Origin of the sequence: Streptomyces sp. NPDC002889, from assembly GCF_042888425.1 — a bacterium.
GTDB lineage: Bacteria > Actinomycetota > Actinomycetes > Streptomycetales > Streptomycetaceae > Streptomyces.
The window spans coordinates 21298-39838 of the sequence record NZ_JBIAPT010000019.1 but is presented as its reverse complement, the minus strand read 5'-3'; the positions used below and the strand labels follow the sequence as shown (position 1 = coordinate 39838).

Here is an 18541-nt window from a genome sequence, read left to right as displayed (position 1 = left end):
GGCCGCCCTCCTGGTTGGCCAGGTCCGCGGGTGTGGCGCGGGGCCGCCCTCCTGGTTGGCCAGGTCCGCGGGTGTGGCGCGGGGCCGCCCTCCTGGTTGGCCAGGTCCGCGGGTGTGGCGCGGGGCCGCCCTCCTGGTCTTGATGGTGGCGGCTTCGGGTCGGGCGTCAAGGGCGCTCGGTCGTTCCTCCCTCGCGTCGCCGTTGGCGATTTCGCTGCGCTTCACCCTTGACTCCCGCCCCTTCACCGCCGGGAAATGCTCTTGGGAGGGCGGCCGGGGGATGGGGGCCGCTGGAGGTGGGCTGGGGCTTCTCGCCGTGCGCGGTCCGCCGACCGGTGGTGGGTTGCGCGGCTGAATGGGGCGGTGGCGGCGCGATAAGCGGCTGTCGGCCGTCCGCGAGCGGGGTTCAGGACCGCTGGTCACTGTGCGGGGTGAGGAGAGGGCCGGCACGGGTCGAGGCGGTGGGCGGCTGCGGATGGTCGGGGGTTCCGGGCACTCCAAATGCCTGACATACCCCTCAATGTCCCTTGTATGGAACAGGTCGTGTACGCGGATTCCGGTGAGACCGGAATCCGCGTACAAGAACTCAGGGAGGGGGTCACTATGCCTCTTTTGCCCCATGGGATTGCCCGGCGACGCCCGACCAGCCCCCCACACACCCACTCCCCCCACCACCGAACAGTGACCGGCGGGCCTGAACCTCAACTCCCCGGCCAGCGTCACCCACCGAGCAGACCCGGGCCACCCCACTCAACTCCCGTGCACCACCCACCGCACAGTGACCAGCGGTCCTGAACCCCAGCCCGGAACATGCCTGCGGTCGCCGAGCTCGCCCGTCACCGCCCCATTCAACTGCCGCGCAACCCACCCACGGCCCGCAGCCGCCCGAAACGAACGGCCCCGCACGGACCCCCTGCGCCGCACCTTTCCCCCGGCCGCCCTCCCAAGTGCATTTCCCGGCGGTGGAGGGGCGGGGGTCAAGGGTGAAGCGAAGCGAAATCGCCAACGGCGACGCGAGGGAGGAACGACCGAGCGCCCTTGACGCCCGACCCGAAGCCGCCACCATCAAGACCAGGAGGGCGGCCCCACACCACACCCCCGGACCCGGCCAAACCCGAGACCGGCCCCACACCACACCCCCGGACCCGGCCAAACCCGAGACCGGCCCCACACCACACCCCCGGACCCGGCCAAACCCGAGACCGGCCCCACACCCAACAACCCGACCGGGCCCAGGCCGAGACCGGCGCCCCACGCACACCAACCCGGTCCACCCCCGGACCGGACCGGCCCCACGCCCCTCACCCCGACCCGGTCCACCCCCGGACCGACTCCCGCCCCCGCCCCCCTAGTCGCACAGGGCCGTGAACATGCCACCCGCGTAGCAACGCTGTGGAAGGATCACCACCGTGGACGCCCTGACGCCCGACGACCCTTCCAGCATCGGTCCGTTCCGCCTCATCGGTCGCCTCGGCTCCGGGGGCATGGGCCGGGTGTACCTCGCCCGGTCCGAGGGCGGGCGCACCGTCGCGGTGAAGCTGGTGCACTCCCAGCTCGCCGCGCAGGACGAGTTCCGGCGCCGGTTCGCGCGCGAGGTGGCCTCCCTGGAGCGGGTCGGCGGCGAGGTGACCGCTCCGCTGATCGCGTCCGACATGACGGCGGAGGCGCCCTGGGTGGCACTCACCTACGTACCCGGGCCCTCGCTGCGGACCGTCGTCGGTGAGGAGTTCGGCCCGCTGCCGCCGGCCACCGTGCTGGCGCTCGCGAGCAAGCTCGCCGACGCACTCGCGCACATCCACTCCGCCGGCCTGGTCCACCGTGACCTCAAGCCGTCCAACATCCTGCTGACCGTGGACGGTCCGCGGATCATCGACTTCGGCATCGCCCGGGCCGTGGACACCGTCACCGACGGCGGGCTCACCAGCACCGGCGCCGTCATCGGGTCACCGGGGTTCATGTCGCCCGAGCAGGTACGCGGCGAGAAGGTCACACCCGCCTCCGACATCTTCTGTCTGGGCGCGGTACTGGCGTACGCGGCCACCGGCGTGGCGCCGTTCGGGTCGGCGGACAGCGGCGCTCACGCCATCATGTTCCGCATCGCGCACGACGAGCCGGACCTCACCGTGCTGCCGCAGGAGCTCGGGCCGGTGGTACGGGCCTGTCTGGAGAAGGATCCGCAGCGGCGCCCCTCGGCTTCCGTGCTCGCCGCGACGCACCCGGGGCCCGGGGACACCTGGCTGCCCGCGGGGGTCCTGGCCCGGCTCGGGCGCAGTGCGGCCCAGGTGCTGGACGCGGACACACCCCCGCCCGGCCAGGGGGATCCCACACCGGTCGACGAGCCCGACGCACCGTCGGCGCACCGCCGTCGGCGCACCACGGTGCTGGCCACGGCCGCGGCGGTGGCCGTGCTCGCGGCCGGGGGCGCTGCCGCCGCGGCGTTCTGGCCGGAGAAGCAGAACGACGCCAAGAACGGCGCGCACTCCCCTGCGGCGTCGGGCGGCAGCACCGCGGCCACCACCACGTCCGGGGCCGTCCCCGACGCGTTCCTCGGCGCATGGGAAGGCGTGCTCGAAGGAACCGCCGAGGCGCCGTACGCGACCGGTCGTATCGAGATCTCCCAGGGGCGTACGGGCGAGAAGGCCGCGGTGTACGTGATGGTCACCGGAGAACGGCTGTGCATGGGCCGGTCCGTGCTCGTGTCGGCCGACGCCGACCGGATCGTCTTCGGCGAGAGCGATGTGACCGTGAGCGTGCCCGAGAAACAGTGCACGCCGGCCGCGCACCAGACGCTCACGGTGCGCTCCCCGGCTGTCCTGGAGTGGAAGTCCGGGACCGTCACCTCGACCTTCCGGAAGTCGAAGGCCGGGACGGACATCGTGCCGGCGAAGTTCGTGGGCAGGTGGAAGCAGGATTTTTCCGGCCCCGAAATGTCGGCGGAGCAGGCGGCGTTGTACGACTACGGCCTGACCGTCACACAGGGCCCGGTCGGCGCCCCGCTCGTACGCTTCGAGGAGTCGTATCCGAAGAGGGACGCCGACACGGGCGAGCCCGTCCCCGGCCTGGTCCACTGCGCGAGCACGGCGGTGCTGGGCGGAGTCGGCAACCTGGTGGTCCTCGGCCCGCCCACGCCCGACGACGCGGCGTCCGACGCCGAGTGCTCACCCTCCGGGTCGTCGGCGAATCTGCGCATCGACAGCTTCCAGGGCAAGGAGCGGCTGCTGATGTACGGGATGAGCGCCGACGGGGAGCCCGGGGAGTACTACCGTCAGTGATCACGCGGCTGTGGGATCTGCGCCATGGAGTGAGCGCACTCATCCCAGCAGCGTGATCACCGCGCTGCCCAGCAGGACCGGATGGACGAACCGGTCGGTGGCGACGGGCGGGAAGCGCCGCACAAGGGGTCACGTACGGCCCCCGAGCGCTGGTACGGGCACAAACTGCCGTATCCGTTCGCCGAGTTGAGGCATCGTGCGCCACGCGGCCACGAGCGGCGCGCCGCCGTACTGCCCGCCGGGAGCAGGAAGTACGCACTGCGGCGGCCGCTCGCATCGACCACGACCGGACCGGGCTCGCCACCGGTCATGTGGTCAGCGACAGCGGCGGCGGCAGCTGCATCGAGGCCGCCTTCGACTGGCACAAGTCCTCGTACAGCAGCGCCAGTGGCGGCGACTGCATCGAAGTCGCCGCCTGCCCCCACACCGTCCACGTCCGCGACTCCAAGGTCCCCGAGAGCCCGGTGTTCACCGTGGCCCCCGAGGCCTGGACAGCGTTCGTCGGCCACGCCGCCCGGGCGTAGCCGACGCGGAAGTCAGTTCTCGGCCGGGAACACCCTGGTCACCTTGCCCTTGAGATCGGCGGTCAGGTGACCGCCGGCGTAATCGTCGGCGAAGTGGACCGCCAGGCCGAGCGGAGTGCCGAAGGTTTCGTCCGCATTCTCGACCAGGATGTAACGCATGGTCGGTTTCTTCACGTTCAGGTCTTTCTCCGCCCTCTTCAGCAGGGCGGGGACGACGTCCCAGTCGATGTCGTCCATGCTGAACGGGAGGTCGCCGCCCGACAGCGAGCCGCTGATGATTCCCTTCTCCACTCCCTGGCCGGGGCGGTAGGTGTAGCTGTCGTACTTGGTGTTGCTGCCCTTGACCATGACCTCCAGGGACACGTAGTCCTGGTAGACGGTGAAGTCCCCCACGCGGTCCGTGCCCGTCGCGGCCTTGATCTCCTTGACCGCCGTCCGGATGCCGTCCGGTGTCAGCAGTTTGCTCTTCGCGGCGGCCTGCGACGGCGTGGGAGTGGGCGTCGGAGTGGGTGCGGGCGTCCGCGACCCGGTGACGGAGGGACCACCCGGTGAGTTCGACGCTGTCTCGCGGCCCTTCTCGCCGTCGTCCGGCAGCAGGGACCAGACCAGTACGCCCGCCAGCGCAGTTGCGGCCACGGACGACGCGATCGCGACGCGGCGCTTCGCGCGGCCGCCGGACGGGGGCGGGGGCGGGGTCTGCCGCGTCGGGCCCGCCGGGTAGGTGGTCGGTGGCGTCCCCGGATAGGGCATGCCGTCCTGCGGAGTCGGCGGCCCGAAGCCGGCCGCAGGTCCGTAGCCGACCGGAGGCCCGAAGCCGGCCGGTACGGACGGGCCTCCCGGCGGGGGCGTCAGCCGGTACGACGTGGCGGTCGGCCCGCCGGTCCCGCTCGCAGCGTTCTGTCCGCCCTCCACCACGGCCGCGAGCATCCGGTCGACGCTCTCCGGGTCCGGCCGCCCGGCCGGGTCCTTGACGAGTACGGCGGCCAGGACCCCGGTCAGCGGCCCCGCCTGGCGAGGCGGCGGGAGCTCCTCGCTGAGGACGGCGGCCAGGGTCGCCAGCGTCGTCCCCCTGCGCAGCGGGTTGTTCCCCTCGACGGCGACGTACAGCATCATCGCCAGCGACCACAGGTCGGAGCCGGGTCCGCCGTCGTCGCCGGAGATGCGCTCGGGGGCCATGTAGTCGGGCGTGCCGATGATGGACCCGGTCGCGGTCAGGACGGTCGACTCCCTGATCGCGGCGATCCCGAAGTCGGTGAGCACCGGGCGGCCGTCGGGCCGCAGCAGGACGTTCGCGGGCTTGACGTCCCGGTGCTGGATCCCGACGTCGTGCGCGGCCCGCAGCGCGGCCAGCACCTCACGCCCGAGCCGGGCGGCCTCGACGGGCGCCATCGGCCCCTTCTCCAGCCGGTCCTGGAGCGATCCGCCGGTCACCAGTTCCATGACGATCCACGGGTAGGTGAGACCACCGCCGTCCACCACGTGGTGAATGGTCACCACATTGGGGTGGTCGACCCGCGCGAGCGCCCGCGCTTCCCGCAGCACGCGGGCCCGCAGCATCGCCGCCGCCTCCGGGTCGTACTCCGCGAGCCCCGGATCGGACGGCCGCACCTCCTTGAGCGCAACGGCCCGGTCCAGCACCAGATCGCGCGCCCGCCACACCATGCCCATACCGCCGCCGCCGAGCCGCGCCTCCAGCTCGAAACGCCCGTCGATGACCCGTCTGCCGGATTCCCCGTCGCTCATGGCCGGGAGCCTACGAGGTGCCGGTGACACGGCCTCGCGCAGGTGCCTCCATCGCTTCCCGGCCGACGCGCTCTACGCTGCCCGCGTGCATCGCACCGAGGAGCTCGCCGAAGGCGCCGGACCGTTCACCACCAAGCTGACCTGGCGCAGCGCCGACGGCGGGATCGCGGTCTGGGAGTCGCGCGCGGTGCGCAAGCTGGGTGCGCTCACCGTGCGGGCCGACGAGGACGCGAAAGCCGTACTGCATCCGGCGGACAGCGAGTCCCTTCGGCGGCTGTGGACGCTGAACACCATCGCCGCCGTGTCGTTCACGATCGGCGGCACGCTGTTCGCGCTCGGCGCCGCCTACGCACTCACGTCGAGCAGTCCGACGGCAGGCGTGTCGATCTACTTCGCGGGAGGGCTCTTCTTCAATGCCGGCGGCTATGCCTCCCTGCTCCAGGCCGTCAACGCGCCCCGTCGGCGCAGCGGTTCCGACACTCTGGAGCCCGTCCCATGGCGGTGGTGGAGCTACGAACCGATGCGGATCGACTGGCTCGGCACGTTCCTGCTGTTCGCCGGGACGCTCGTGTTCGGCGTCAACCTGCTCGACTCGTTCCTGGAAGGACTCACCGCCCAGCAGGCGAACCGGCTGATCTGGGCGCCCGACATCATCGGCTGCGTGCTGTTCCTGATCTCCGGCCAGCTCGCCCTGGCCGAGGTGAGCCACGGGCGGGCGAGCCTGCGCGTGCACGACCTCGGCTGGTGGATCGTCGTGGTCAACCAGCTGGGGTCCGTGCTCTTCATGGTGGCGGCTCTGGCGGACTTCACCGTGCCGGGTACGGGCAACCTGGTGAGCGCGGCCGTGGCCGACTGGGGGACGCTGACCGGAGCGCTGTGCTTCGCCGTCGGCGGCGTACTGCAGGCCTTCGAGCACCCCTGAACGGACCATGCCGGGCAGGATCCGGACAAGGATTGGCTCTCGGTCGACGAGCAGCCGCCGTGCCCGGCTGCAAGGATCGGACGGGCAGAGCAACCGCGGTCACGAGGGAGTCGGCGATGAGCAGGGTCTGGCTGGTCACGGGAGCGAACAGCGGCTTCGGCCGGGCGATCACCGAGGCGGCCGTGGCCGAAGGCGATGTCGTCGTCGCCACCGCACGCCGTGTCGGCACACTGGACGAGGTGGTCGCCGCCCATGGCGGCAAGGTGGAGGCGCTCCCCCTGGACGTGACCGACACCGCCGCCGCTCATGACGTCGTGCGGCAGGTCGTCGACCGCCACGGCCGGATCGATGTTCTGGTCAACAACGCGGGCCGCACCCATGTCGGCGCGGTCGAGGAGACCACGGACGCCGAGCTGCGTTCGCTGTTCGACGTCCATCTCTTCGCCCCCGCCACGCTGACCCGGGCCGTCCTGCCGCACATGCGTGCCCGCCGCTCGGGTGCCGTCGTGCAGCTGAGCAGCATGGGCGGCCAGCTGTCCTTCGCCGGGTTCGGGGCCTACAGCGCCACCAAGTTCGCGCTGGAGGGCATGTCAGAAGCGCTGGCCGACGAGGTGCGTCCGCTGGGCATCAAGGTACTGATCGTCGAGCCCGGATCCTTCCGCACCGGCTTGTTCGGCAACAAGAGCGAGAGCGGGGAGATCACCGGCGCCGCGGACTACGCGGACACGGTCGGCGCGACCCGGCGGATGGTCGCGTCGGGGGACGGCAGCCAGCCGGGCGACCCGGCGAAGGCGGCCGCCGCGATCCTCGCGGCGCTGAACGCGGACGACACACCGCTGCGTCTCGCGCTCGGCGACGATGCGATCGATGCGGTGCTCGGCCATCTCGACACCGTGCGGGCGGACATCATCGCCTGGGAGAAGATCGGCCGCGACACGCGTCTCACCTGGAGCAGACGACAGGGGCGCCCCGCACACATCCGGGACGCCCCTGCGGTAAGCCGTACCAGCCGTACTACAGGAACGAGTTGATCTCGATCGTCTCGGTCCGGCCCGGGCCGACGCCGATCGCCGAGATCGGCGCGCCCGACATCTCCTCCAGCGCCTTCACATAATCCTGCGCGTTCTTCGGCAGGTCGGCGAAGGTCTTCGCCTTGGTGATGTCCTCGGACCAGCCCGGCAGCATCTCGTAGATCGGCTTCGCGTGGTGGAAGTCGGTCTGCGAGTACGGGAGTTCCTCGACGCGCTTGCCGTCGATGTCGTACGCGACGCAGACCGGGATCTGCTCCCAGCCGGTCAGTACGTCCAGCTTGGTGAGGAAGAAGTCGGTCAGGCCGTTGACCCGGGTCGCGTACCGCGCGATCACCGCGTCGAACCAGCCGCAGCGGCGGTCGCGACCGGTGGTGACGCCCCGCTCGCCGCCGATGCGGCGCAGCGCCTCGCCGTCCGCGTCGAACAGCTCGGTCGGGAACGGGCCCGCGCCGACGCGCGTGGTGTACGCCTTGAGGATGCCGATGACCCGGCTGATCTTCGTCGGTCCCACACCCGAGCCCGTGCAGGCGCCGCCCGCGGTCGGGTTGGAGGAGGTGACGAAGGGATACGTGCCGTGGTCGACGTCCAGCAGGGTTCCCTGACCGCCCTCGAAGAGAACGACCTTGCCCTCGTCGATGGCGTTGTTCAGGATCAGCGTGGTGTCGGCGACGAACGGCTTGATCTGCTCCGCGTACTGGAGCATCTCCTCGACGATCTTGCCCGGCTCGATCGCGCGCCGGTTGTAGACCTTGGCGAGCAGCTGGTTCTTGGACTCCAGCGCCGCCTCGACCTTCTGCTCCAGGATGGACTCGTCGTAGAGGTCCTGGACGCGGATGCCGATGCGGTTGATCTTGTCGGCGTAGGTCGGGCCGATACCGCGGCCGGTCGTGCCGATCTTCCGCCTGCCGAGGAAGCGTTCCGTCACCTTGTCGACGGTGACGTTGTACGGAGTGATCAGATGGGCGTTACCGCTGATCAGGAGCTTGGACGTGTCGACGCCGCGGTCGTTCAGCCCGCTCAGCTCGGAGAGCAGAACCGCCGGGTCCACGACGACACCGTTGCCGATGACCGGGGTGCACCCCGGCGAGAGGATTCCGGAAGGGAGGAGATGCAGCGCATACTTCTGGTCACCGACCACAACTGTGTGGCCGGCGTTGTTACCGCCCTGATAGCGCACTACATAATCGACGGATCCACCGAGCAGATCGGTGGCCTTTCCCTTGCCTTCGTCACCCCACTGAGCACCGAGCAGCACAAGTGCGGGCACAGGCGTACACCCCTTCCGGGCGGGGCAAGACCAAGGTCAGGGGGCCTGAGCCGTGCCTGAGTCTTCGGACCGGTTGCCCCGGAATAGACGAAGCCCCTGGCGCAATAGCGCAAGGGGCTCTTGCACAAAGATGCTACCCGAGGAAGGACCGAGGTGTCGGATCACGCCCAGCTGCTGGTGGTCATCGACCCGGTCGCCCGCCGAACCGACGGCGAGTCCGTGCGTATCGCGAAGGATGTGCTGTGTGGCGGGTCGGAGGCGAAAATCTGTCTTCCCGAGGGTCCTGAGGAATTCGCCCGGGCCCTCGCCCGAAGGGGTGGGCGCCGGCCCGTCGTGGTGGGTGACGACCGGGCACTGCTGCGGGCCGTGACCCTGCTGCACCGCGACCGCTGGCTCGGCGACGGTGCGCTGGCCCTGATCCCCGTGGGCGCAGCCGTACAGCTCGCGCACTCGCTCGGCGTGCCCGCCGGGCCGGTCGCGGCGGCGCGCGCGGTCCTGGACGGGGCCGTACGGCGGCTGGACCTGCTGGTCGACGAGAGCGACGGCGTGGTGCTGGGCGATCTGGCCATCCCGGCCGGGCACGATCCGGAACGTGAGGGCGTCGACGGGGAGGGCGCGTCGGTGTGGAGCGCCTGCCGCTCCCTGGTCCGCACCCTCGTCCGCCCGGCCCCGTCGGCCCACGCGCCCCGCCGGCACCGGCTGCGCGTGGAGGCCGACGGGATACTGCTGACGGACCTGGACCGGCCGGTGGAGGGCGTGACCGTCCGTACGGACGGCGGCCGCGCGGAGGTGACCGTCCAGCACCACGCGCATTCCGACCCGGTCCGCACCCAGGCGCTGACGGTCACGGTCTCGGGCGCGGACTTCCGCTACCGCGCGGACGCCCTGATCACGGGCCCGGTCCGGACGCGTACGTGGACGCTGCGGCCGGGGGCCTGGGGGCTGACGCTGCCGGCCGCGGCGGCGGCCGCCTCGGGGGCATAGGGCCGACAGCGTCCGGGCACCGCGCGCATAACGGCCCGCAGCGCGCCGCGAGTCCTCGCCGTTACAGAAAGCGGGTCCGCATCAGGGCGCCTGCGGGCCTCTGCCCGCGGGCGCGAGGGGGCCGACAAGGGCTTGTTGTTGATCGTTGTACGGGCCGGTGCACTGTGCAGGCAGTGCCACCCTGCCCTGCCCGCGGATGCGTGCTCCCCGCATGCGACGGTTACAGAAATGTCCGTGCTGCGTAACACGCGTTGATTTGCCCGCTTTACGGCGGTGGCGGTCGGCCAAGGTGTGGTCCTCGGCTCCGGCCGGGACCCAGCCACCGCGCGACGAGCCCCTGAGCAGGGCCGGAGCGCCTCCACCTGAGGGAGCATCATGTCTGCTTCTCGCACCGCTCGCCGTCTGGCCGCTGCCGTTCTGGCGTCCGGCGCCGTCGTCGCCTCGATCGCGATGCCGGCATCGGCCGACGACGGCCGCGACCGCGGCCGCCACTACGACCGGCGCTCGGCCGTCGCCCTCGGCCACATCCAGTACAACAGCCCCGGCCGCGACGACTACTCCAACCGCAGCCTCAACGCGGAATGGGTCGACGTCACCAACACCGGCCGCCGCTCCGTCGATCTCGAGGGCTGGACGCTGACAGCCAGAGACGGCAAGCGCTACACCTTCGAGGACGTGCGCCTGGCCGGCCACTCCACCATCCGCGTCCACACCGGGGTCGGCCGCGACACCCGTCGCGACGTCTACCAGGACCGCCGCAGCTACGTATGGGACAACTGGTCCGACAGGGCCACCCTCCGCGACGAGGACGGCGACACCGTGGACACCGCTTCCTGGGGTCGCCGGCACAGCGACCGCCACCACGGTGATCACAACGACGTCGACTACAACGACCGGGACCGCGACCGCCACCACGGCCAGCGCCGCCACAGCGACGACAACGACCGCGACCGCCACCACGGCCAGCGCCGCCACAGCGACGACAACGACCGCGACCGCCACCACGGCCAGCGCCGCCACAGCGACGACAACCACCGCGACCGCCACCACGGCCAGCGCCGCCACAGCGACCGCCCCTGATCCTGATCCACCTGTCCGCGCCCGCGTCCTTGCCGGACGCGGGCGCCGCGCTCGTCCCCGAGGCGCGCCGCGCCCCGGATCAGGCCTGTTCCGAGGCGGCCTCGCGGTGGGCACGCCGGCGGTCCATCAGGCCGATCAGCTCCTTCCGCAGGAACCCGAAGAACTCCGCCGTCTCTGCCGCCCGCGCCCCCGCGGCCGTGTCCGGCCCAGGATCTCCGCACCCTCGCCAGCACCTTCTCAGTGGCCACGGGTCTGGTGGGCCTGCGGCGCCGGGACATCACCACATGATGGTCAGGGCCGGAGGACTTCCGGATCGGTCCGGCCACCGTCCGCGGAAGGGCACCCCCGGCCCGAGGGGAACCGTACGGGCACCCGTCAGAGCTCGACCCGCAGTTCCTTCAGACCGCGGATCACGAAACCCGGCTTGCGCTCCGGCTCCGCGGAGAGGCGCAGCGTCGGGGCCCGGTCCAGCAGCGCCGACAGGGACGAGAGAAGTTCGACGCGGGCAAGGGGCGCCCCGATGCAGTAGTGGATGCCCGCACTGAAGGAGATGTGCGGGTTGTCCTGGCGGGACAGGTCGAGGGTGTCGGGGTGGGCGAAGACGTCCTCGTCGCGGTTTGCCGACCCGAAGAGGAGGGCGACCTCCGAGCCGCGGGGGATCGTCGTGCCGTCGATCTCCAGGTCGTCGAGGACCCAGCGCTCGAAGAGCTGGAGCGGGGTGTCGTACCGCATCAGCTCCTCCACAGCTGTGGACAACAGCGAGCGGTCGCCGCGCAGGGCTGCCAGCTGCTCGGGGTGGCGGAAGAGCGCCAGCCAGCCATTGACGGTGGCGTTCACGGTCGCCTCGTGGCCCGCGTTCAGAAGGAGCACGCAGGTCGAGATCATCTCCTGCTCGCTGAGCCTTTCGCCCTCGTCGTACGCGGCGATCAGACCCGAGATCAGGTCCTCTCCCGGCTCCTTGCGGCGGGCCGCTATCAACTCCCGCAGACAGGAAGAGAATTCGACGGACGCCCGGACGGCCCGGCGCGCCGTGTCCTCGGACGGGCTCAGCTCGTACATCCCGCAGATGTCCGCCGACCACGGCCGCAGCTGCCCACGGTCGGAGTCGGGAATGCCCAGCATCTCCGCGATGACCGCGACCGGCAGCGGCTCGGCGACCGCGCTGAGCAGATCGCCGCCGCCGTCCGCGACCAGGGCGCCCACCAGCTCGGAGGCGAGAGCGTGGATGTACGGGCGCAGCCGCTCGACCGTGCGCGGCGTGAACGCCTTCGAGACCAGGCGCCGGATGCGGGTGTGGTCCGGGGCCTCCAGGTCGAGCATCCCGTTGTCGTTGAGCGTGTGGAACGGCTCGTGCGCGGCGGGCGGCGGGGTACGCCCGAACTCCTCGTGGGTGAAGCGATGGAGATACGTACGGCCGAGCCGCCGGTCCCGCAGCAGCGCGGAGACGTCGGCGTGCCGTGGAACGAGCCACTGCCGGGTCGGTTCGAACCAGTGCACCCTGCCGCGTGCCCGCAGCTCGGCGAAGGCGGGATACGGGTCGGCGACGAAGGCCGGCGACCAGGGTTCGAAAAGAGCGTCCGAGGCGTCCATGGGCGGACGCTAACCCCGGCTACCCCGGTGTGACCAGCCTCGCCTCGTACGCGAACACCGCCGCCTGTGTTCTGTCCCGCAGGCCCAGTTTCACCAGGACCCGGCTCACATGTGTCTTGATGGTCGACTCGGCGACCACCAGATGGGAGGCGATCTCCGCATTCGACAGGCCCTGGGCGATCAGGACCAGGACCTCCGTCTCACGTTCCGTCAGATCACCGACCTGCGTCAGGGCGGCCGGCCGCGGGGTCTCCGCGAGCTTGGAGAACTCGGTGATCAGGCGGCGGGTGACCGTCGGGGCCAGCAGGGCCTCGCCCGCCGCGACCACGCGTACGCCGTCGGCGAGCTGCCGGGCGGAAGCGTCCTTGAGCAGGAAGCCGGACGCCCCGGCGCGCAGCGCCTGGTAGACGTACTCGTCGAGGTCGAAGGTGGTCAGCACCAGCACCTTGGACTCGCCGGGCCCGGCGATGATCTCGCGGGTCGCCTCGATGCCGTTCAGCTCCGGCATCCGGATGTCCATGAGCACGACATCGGGCGCGAGTTCGGCGGTCTTGGTGACCGCCTCCCGGCCGTTGACCGCCTCGCCGACGACCTCGATGTCGGGCATCGCGTTCAGCAGGACCGAGAAGCCCTCGCGGACCATCATCTGGTCGTCGACGATGAGGACGCGGATGGTCATGACGCCTCCTCGGCGACGGCCCGGGCGACGGGGATGAAGGCGGTGACCTCGTACCCGCCCTCCTCGGTGGGCTCGGCCCTCATCTCGCCGTTCAGCATCGTCACCCGCTCGCGCATACCCGTGATCCCGTGGCCGGCGCCCGGCGAGGGTTTGACCAGGCCCTGGGGCGGGGTGTTGACGATCCGCAGGCCCAGGCCGCCCAGCACGTACGAGATCTCGATCCTCGCCGTCGATCCCGGCGCGTGGCGCAGCGCGTTGCTCAGCGCTTCCTGAATGATCCGGTAGGCAGACAGCTCGATGCCCTGCGGCAGCGGCCGGACCGCGCCCGTGATCGTCTTCTGGGTCGAAAGGCCGGCCTCGTTCACATTGGCCAGCAGGTTGTCGAGGTCGGCGAGTACCGGCTGGGGGGCGTCGGGCGCCTCGTAGTCCTCGGCCCGTACGACGCCGAGGATGCGGCGCAGCTCGGTCAGCGCGGCGACCGCGTTCTCGCGGATCGTGGCGAACGCCTTCTCGAGCTCCGGCGGCGGGTTCTCCACGCGGTACGGCGCGGCTTCCGCCTGGATCGCGACGACCGACATGTGGTGCGCGACCACGTCGTGCAGTTCGCGGGCGATGGTGGTGCGCTCCTCCAGCAGCGTGCGGCGGTCGCGTTCGACGGCGGTGACGCTCTGCTGGACGGCGACCTCCTCCTTCGCCTCGCGGCGGATGTGCCGCATGGTCACGACCAGCAGGACGACCGCGGCGACGAACAGCATCGGCGGGACGGTGTCCATGCCGTACTCGGAGCTCAGGTAGACCTCGGCGAACAGCCCGAACACGGCGGTCAGCACCCACATCCAGGCGGCGGTGCGCGGCCGGGTCCGGGCGGCGACGACGGTGAGGACCACGAGGTGGGAGACGAAGGTGGACGGGGACCACGGCCAGCCGTCCCACATCGATCCCAGTGCCGCGAGGAACGGGGTGGACACGAGCGACAGCCAGAAGGCGGCTATGGGCCGCACCAGGGTGAGCAGGACCGCGGCTGCCGGTACGAAGCCGATGATGACGAGCAACTCGGGATCGCCGCTCCCGAGGACCAGGCCGTAGGCGATGAGCAGGACCAGCAGCCCGGCCGCCGCCACCGCGGCGTGCGGCATCCAGCCCGCATACTTGCGCAGGCGCCCCGGAAGCCGACGGACCAGCGGTCCGTCCTTGGACGCGGGCGGCAACGGCCGGTAGGCCAGGGCGTCGTGAATGAGGTCCCTGTGCAGTCCCTTGAGCGCGCTCAGCGCCAGTCGTATCTCGGGGCTGCCACTCCTGGCACCGGGGCGCGGTGTGCGCTGCGTGGTCTGCGAATCGGTCACGTCAGTCAAGGTACGGGGACGGACGGACGCGGTCGTCACCTGCGCTATGGATCCTTCCGCGTCCGTCCTGAGTACTACGAGGTCACGCCGGTCATGCCCTGAAGGCGTCCGCGTGCTCGGCGGCCCACTCGGCGAAGGTCCGTGCCGGGAGTCCGGTGACCTTCTCGACGGTGTCGGCGACGGTACGGCCGACGAGCGGGGTGTTCCCGTAGGCCTCCAGCAGGAAGCTGATCACGTCCTCCTGCAGACCCGCCCCACGCCACTGCTCGACCGCCTGCTCCTCGGTCAGTTCGACGAGCCGGATCCCCTGGCCGCGGGCGGCGGCGATTGCCTCGGTCTTGTCCTCGAGAGTCAGCACCTGCGGGCCGGTGATCACGTATTCCTGGCCGGCATGGCCGTCCTCGGTGAGGGCGACGGCCGCGACCGCGCCGATGTCCGCTTCGTGGACCATGGCGCTGAGCCGGTCCACGAACGGCTCGCGCACCTCGCCGTCGCCACGGATGCCGTCCGCCCACTCCAGGGCGTTGGCCATGAACTCCACCGGCACGAGGACGGTCCAGTCGATGCCTCCCCCGGAGTCACCGGCCCGGACCGCGTCCTCCAGCGGGCTCGGGCCACCGCCGTGCAGGACGGTGATCCGGCGTACGCCTGCCTCGCGGGCGAGCTCCACGATGCGCGGGCCGGTCTCCAGCGGGGCGAAGTAGGGGCCGCCGAAGGTGATCAGATGCAGGCCGGTGACGCCCTTCAGGGCGGCGGCGAGTGTGGCGGGGTCGGTGAGGTCGCCCTGCACGACCTCCACACCGTCGGGGAGGTCCGCCTTGGCGGGGTCGCGGGTCAGGGCACGTACGGAGTGTCCGCGGCGCAGGAGCTCCGCGACTACCTGGCGCCCGACGGTTCCGGTTGCTCCGGTCACGAGATTCGTCATGGGAAGAACGTATGAGGGCTTGCGGTCGGTTCCTGTCCGCAAGCCACTCGCTTCTCCCCCATGCTCACCAAGCGAGTTGGGCGATCTCCTCCGCGACGACGGCACAGGCGTCGGCGGCCGGGTCGATCAGCGGGAAGTGACCGACGTCCTCGAGCAGCGTCAACCCGACGGTCTCGCCGGCCTTCGCCGCCGCGTCGACGTACGCCTCGGCCACGGGGTACGGCACGACGATGTCGTCCCGGCCCTGGACGACCACGGTGGCGATGCCGGTGGGCAGCAGGGCAGCCGGATCGGCATGCGGGGCGCGGACCACGAACTCGTCCTCAGTGCCCAGCAGTTGAGTGACGGCATCGCCGCACACACCGAGCTCGACGGCCCGTGCGAAATCCGCGACCGGCGCGAGGGCGACGACGCCACGCACAGCGGGCGGTGCGGGCAGCCGCCAGGGGGAGCCCTCGGGCAGCACGTGGCGGGCGGCGGCCCACAGGGCGAGGTGCCCGCCGGCCGAGTGCCCGGTGACGACGATCCGCCGCGGATCGGCCTGCGGCAGCGCCTGCCGGACCAGATCCGGCAGCGCGTCCATGGCGGCGGCGACATCGTCGAACGTCTCGGGCCACCGCCCGGCGACCGGCCCGGTCCCGCCCTGCTGCGGAATCTCCCGCCCGCGCCGGTACTCCACGTTGGCGACGGCGAGCCCGCGGCGGGCCAGGAAGTCCGCGAAAGGCGTCACATGCTGCCGGTCGTACGGTGCGCGCCAGGCCCCGCCGTGCAGGAGGACGACCAGCGGGACATCGTCCTGCCCGCCCCGGGGCGCATAGAACTCGACGACGTGATCCGGGTGCTCCCCGTACCGGGCGGACACGTCCGGCGCGACGGCGGGGTGCGAAAAGGCCGACTCTTCCTCGGCGGCGTCACGGGCGACGGGGTCCGTCATGCGCTGCTCCAACTTCCCGCGGTGTGGATGTACGACGTGATCAGCGGGAAGCTACCAGCGCCCGGCACCGGGGGCGTACTGCCCGCGGGTGTCTGCGGTACGGACGACCCACGCCCATCACGCGGATGCGGCCACCGCCGGCCGGTGGACCCGCTGCCTGCGCGCGCATCGGTACTCCGCGCAGGCAGCGGGCCACCGTCCGGGGGTGCTACGCCTCGGCCAGGACCTCCGACAGGACGCGCGCGGCGCGCTCCACGTCCTCGAAGCCCACGTACAGCGGCGTGAAGCCGAAGCGCAGGACATCGGGGCGGCGGAGGTCGCCGATCACGCCGCGGGTGATCAACTCCCGCATCACCCGCGGCGCGTCATCGCAGCGCAGCGCGATCTGGCTGCCGCGCTCCGCGTGTTCCCCGGGCGTCAGGCAGGTCACCCGGCCCGCCGGGACATAGGTCTCGACGCACTCCAGGAAGAAGTCCGTCAGCGCCAGGCTCTTGGCCCGCACGGCGTCGATCGAGATCCCGTCCCAGACGTCCAGCGCCGCTTCCAGCGCCAGCATCGAGAGGATGTCGGGGGTGCCGACCCGGCCCCGTACCGCGCCGTCCGCCGGCTCGAAGCCGGGGGTCATGGCGAACGGGTCCGTGTGCGAGTTCCACCCCGGCAGCGGCGAGTCGAACGCGGCCTGGTGGCGCTCGGCGACGTAGACATACGCCGGCGAACCCGGTCCACCGTTCAAGTACTTGTACGTACAGCCCACCGCCAGGTCCACGCCGTGCGCGTCCAGGCCCACCGGCAGCGCGCCCGCGCTGTGGCACAGGTCCCAGACCGCGAGCGCGCCCGCATCATGGATCGCCGCCGTCAGCGACGGCAGGTCGTGCAGCCGGCCCGTACGGAAGTCCACATGGTTGACCAGCGCCACCGCGGTGCTCGGGCCGAGCGCCGACGCGAGCCCGGCCGGGTCCACTGGCACGATCCGCTTGCCCGTCATACGGGCCGCCGACTCGGCGATGTAGCCATCGGTCGGGAAGGTGGTGGCGTCCACCAGGACGTCCGTACGCGACGGGTCGCCCTGCAGCCGCACCGCGCCCACAACCGCCTTGAAGACATTGACGCTTGTGGAGTCGCCGACCACGATCTGCCCCGGCGCGGCCCCCACCAGCGGGGCGATCCGGTCGCCGATCCGCTCGGGAGCCGTCCACCAGCCGCTCTCGTCCCACGAGCGGATCCGCAGCTCGCCCCACTGGCGGGTCACCACATCGGCGACCCGCTCCGGCACATGCGCCGGCAGCGCGCCGAGCGAGTTGCCGTCGAGATACACAGCGGCGTCGAGTGCGAAGAGCTTGCGCGCACCGGCCAGTTCGTCTGCGGCGTCCAGCGCCGCGGCCCGCTGGGCCGGCTGCTCAGACATGGCTGCGCGCCGTCCACAGCTCGGGGAACACGTTCTTCGCGGCGCGCTTCTCCAGCCAGGTGACCCCCGCCGAACCGCCCGTGCCGACCTTGGAGCCCATCGCCCGCCGGGTCGCCACCAGATGGTCGTTGCGCCAGCGCCACACCAGCTCGCCGACGTCGGTCAGCGCCTCGGCCAGCCGCACCAGCTCGGTGTCCTGGTCGGCTCCGCCGTACACCTCGGCCCAGACCTTCTCGACCTCCGGTGAGGGCTCGTACTTCTGCGACAGATCCCGCTGCAGCACCGCCTGGGGCACCGCCAGCCCGCGCCGCGCGAGCAGCCGCAGCACCTCGTCGTACAGGCTCGGCTCGTGCAGCGCCTTCTCCAGCTCCGCGTACACCCGCGGTGCGCCCCGGTGCGGCACCAGCATCGACGCCGACTTCTCTCCGAGCAGGAACTCCATGCGCCGGTACATCGCCGACTGGAAGCCGGAGCCCTCGCCGAGCGCGGCCCGGTAGGCGTTGAACTGCGCGGGGGTCAGCTGGGCGATCGGCTTCCAGGAGGCGTTCAGCGACTGAAGCTCCCACCCCGACCGCTTCAGGGCCTCCATGGCGACCGGCACCTGGTCCTCGCGCAGAGCGCGGGCGGCCGTCTCCCACTCATGGACGATGACGGTGAACCACAGCTCCATGACCTGGGTGGTGACCAGGAAGACCATCTCGCCCGGGTCGTCCGAGCGCGGGTGCTGGAGATGGGTGAGGACATCCGCCTGGACATAGTCCTCGTACGGAGTGGTGCCCGCGAAATCCAGATTCGGGGCGGCGTCATGCGACATTGCTGTCTCCTCGACGAATCCGGGTAGC

The 18541-nt window shown here is 71.3% G+C and carries 15 protein-coding genes; 6 read left to right on the top strand and 9 right to left on the bottom strand.

Annotated elements, in window-relative coordinates; translation table 11 throughout:
• The first annotated feature begins 1409 nt into the window (after positions 1-1409).
• Both ACFYWI_RS26435 and ACFYWI_RS26430 read left to right on the top strand, forming a co-directional pair.
• Positions 1410-3272, top strand: a complete 1863-nt coding sequence (locus ACFYWI_RS26435) for a serine/threonine-protein kinase (protein WP_389237140.1) — start codon at positions 1410-1412, stop codon at positions 3270-3272.
• Between the two features lie 311 nt (positions 3273-3583).
• Positions 3584-3796, top strand: a complete 213-nt coding sequence (locus ACFYWI_RS26430) for a DUF397 domain-containing protein (RefSeq protein ID WP_389237138.1) — start codon at positions 3584-3586, stop codon at positions 3794-3796.
• A 12-nt stretch (positions 3797-3808) separates the two neighbouring features.
• On the opposite strand, the gene ACFYWI_RS26425 is transcribed toward ACFYWI_RS26430, so the two are convergent.
• On the bottom strand, positions 3809-5539 hold the full coding sequence (locus tag ACFYWI_RS26425) for a protein kinase (protein WP_389237136.1): 1731 nt from the start codon (positions 5537-5539) through the stop codon (positions 3809-3811).
• 85 nt (positions 5540-5624) lie between these two features.
• Between ACFYWI_RS26425 and ACFYWI_RS26420 the strand changes: the two genes are divergently transcribed.
• Positions 5625-6461 carry a hypothetical protein gene (locus ACFYWI_RS26420; RefSeq protein WP_389237134.1) on the top strand — a complete coding sequence of 279 codons (837 nt, stop codon included), beginning with the start codon at positions 5625-5627 and terminating at the stop codon, positions 6459-6461.
• Positions 6462-6577: 116 nt separating this feature from the next.
• Positions 6578-7492 (top strand): oxidoreductase, encoded by a 915-nt coding sequence (locus ACFYWI_RS26415; protein WP_389237131.1) that lies wholly within the window; start codon positions 6578-6580, stop codon positions 7490-7492.
• Here the strand turns inward: ACFYWI_RS26415 and ACFYWI_RS26410 are convergent.
• A complete protein-coding gene (locus ACFYWI_RS26410; RefSeq protein ID WP_389237128.1) occupies positions 7476-8759 on the bottom strand; it encodes an adenylosuccinate synthase in 1284 nt (427 codons plus the stop codon). The two genes, ACFYWI_RS26415 and ACFYWI_RS26410, sit on opposite strands and share 17 nt — an antisense overlap.
• A gap of 153 nt (positions 8760-8912) precedes the next feature.
• Here ACFYWI_RS26410 and ACFYWI_RS26405 point away from each other — a divergent pair, with 153 nt between their 5' ends.
• Together ACFYWI_RS26405 and ACFYWI_RS26400 are read left to right on the top strand one after the other, a co-directional pair.
• Positions 8913-9743, top strand: coding sequence for a diacylglycerol kinase (locus ACFYWI_RS26405; RefSeq protein ID WP_389237126.1), 831 nt, complete (start codon positions 8913-8915; stop codon positions 9741-9743).
• Between the two features lie 375 nt (positions 9744-10118).
• A complete protein-coding gene (locus tag ACFYWI_RS26400; protein ID WP_389237124.1) occupies positions 10119-10823 on the top strand; it encodes a lamin tail domain-containing protein in 705 nt (234 codons plus the stop codon).
• Positions 10824-11198: 375 nt separating this feature from the next.
• Here the strand turns inward: ACFYWI_RS26400 and ACFYWI_RS26395 are convergent, their stop codons facing one another.
• The 7 genes from ACFYWI_RS26395 to ACFYWI_RS26365 all read right to left on the bottom strand — a co-directional run bounded on the left by ACFYWI_RS26395 (position 11199) and on the right by ACFYWI_RS26365 (position 18513).
• A complete protein-coding gene (locus tag ACFYWI_RS26395; RefSeq protein WP_389237122.1) occupies positions 11199-12413 on the bottom strand; it encodes a cytochrome P450 in 1215 nt (404 codons plus the stop codon).
• A gap of 19 nt (positions 12414-12432) precedes the next feature.
• Positions 12433-13092, bottom strand: a complete 660-nt coding sequence (locus ACFYWI_RS26390) for a response regulator (protein ID WP_389237120.1) — start codon at positions 13090-13092, stop codon at positions 12433-12435.
• The gene (locus ACFYWI_RS26385; RefSeq protein ID WP_389237365.1) at positions 13089-14444 is read right to left on the bottom strand and encodes a sensor histidine kinase; all 1356 of its coding nucleotides are present in this window, start codon (positions 14442-14444) and stop codon (positions 13089-13091) included. The genes ACFYWI_RS26390 and ACFYWI_RS26385 overlap by 4 nt, the downstream gene beginning before the upstream one ends.
• An 82-nt stretch (positions 14445-14526) precedes the next feature.
• Positions 14527-15360, bottom strand: a complete 834-nt coding sequence (locus tag ACFYWI_RS26380; protein WP_389237118.1) for an NAD(P)H-binding protein — start codon at positions 15358-15360, stop codon at positions 14527-14529.
• 64 nt (positions 15361-15424) lie between these two features.
• Positions 15425-16294, bottom strand: coding sequence for an alpha/beta hydrolase (locus ACFYWI_RS26375; protein ID WP_389237116.1), 870 nt, complete (start codon positions 16292-16294; stop codon positions 15425-15427).
• Positions 16295-16502: 208 nt separating this feature from the next.
• Positions 16503-17699: a kynureninase gene (kynU, locus tag ACFYWI_RS26370; RefSeq protein ID WP_389237113.1), complete on the bottom strand. Its 1197-nt coding sequence runs from the start codon at positions 17697-17699 to the stop codon at positions 16503-16505.
• A complete protein-coding gene (locus ACFYWI_RS26365) occupies positions 17692-18513 on the bottom strand; it encodes a tryptophan 2,3-dioxygenase family protein (RefSeq protein ID WP_389237111.1) in 822 nt (273 codons plus the stop codon). Before ACFYWI_RS26365 ends, kynU begins: the two co-directional genes overlap by 8 nt.
• Between the last annotated feature and the right edge of the window lie 28 nt (positions 18514-18541).

Bases quoted from the DNA above. Each gene is read 5' to 3' on its own strand.
- ACFYWI_RS26425 (WP_389237136.1), bottom strand. From the start codon at position 5,539: ATGAGCGACGGGGAATCCGGCAGACGGGTCATCGACGGGCGTTTCGAG.
- ACFYWI_RS26415 (WP_389237131.1), top strand. From the start codon at position 6,578: ATGAGCAGGGTCTGGCTGGTCACGGGAGCGAACAGCGGCTTCGGCCGG.
- ACFYWI_RS26400 (WP_389237124.1), top strand. From the start codon at position 10,119: ATGTCTGCTTCTCGCACCGCTCGCCGTCTGGCCGCTGCCGTTCTGGCG.
- ACFYWI_RS26395 (WP_389237122.1), bottom strand. From the start codon at position 12,413: ATGGACGCCTCGGACGCTCTTTTCGAACCCTGGTCGCCGGCCTTCGTC.
- ACFYWI_RS26390 (WP_389237120.1), bottom strand. From the start codon at position 13,092: ATGACCATCCGCGTCCTCATCGTCGACGACCAGATGATGGTCCGCGAG.
- ACFYWI_RS26380 (WP_389237118.1), bottom strand. From the start codon at position 15,360: ATGACGAATCTCGTGACCGGAGCAACCGGAACCGTCGGGCGCCAGGTA.
- ACFYWI_RS26375 (WP_389237116.1), bottom strand. From the start codon at position 16,294: ATGACGGACCCCGTCGCCCGTGACGCCGCCGAGGAAGAGTCGGCCTTT.
- kynU (WP_389237113.1), bottom strand. From the start codon at position 17,699: ATGTCTGAGCAGCCGGCCCAGCGGGCCGCGGCGCTGGACGCCGCAGAC.
- ACFYWI_RS26365 (WP_389237111.1), bottom strand. From the start codon at position 18,513: ATGTCGCATGACGCCGCCCCGAATCTGGATTTCGCGGGCACCACTCCG.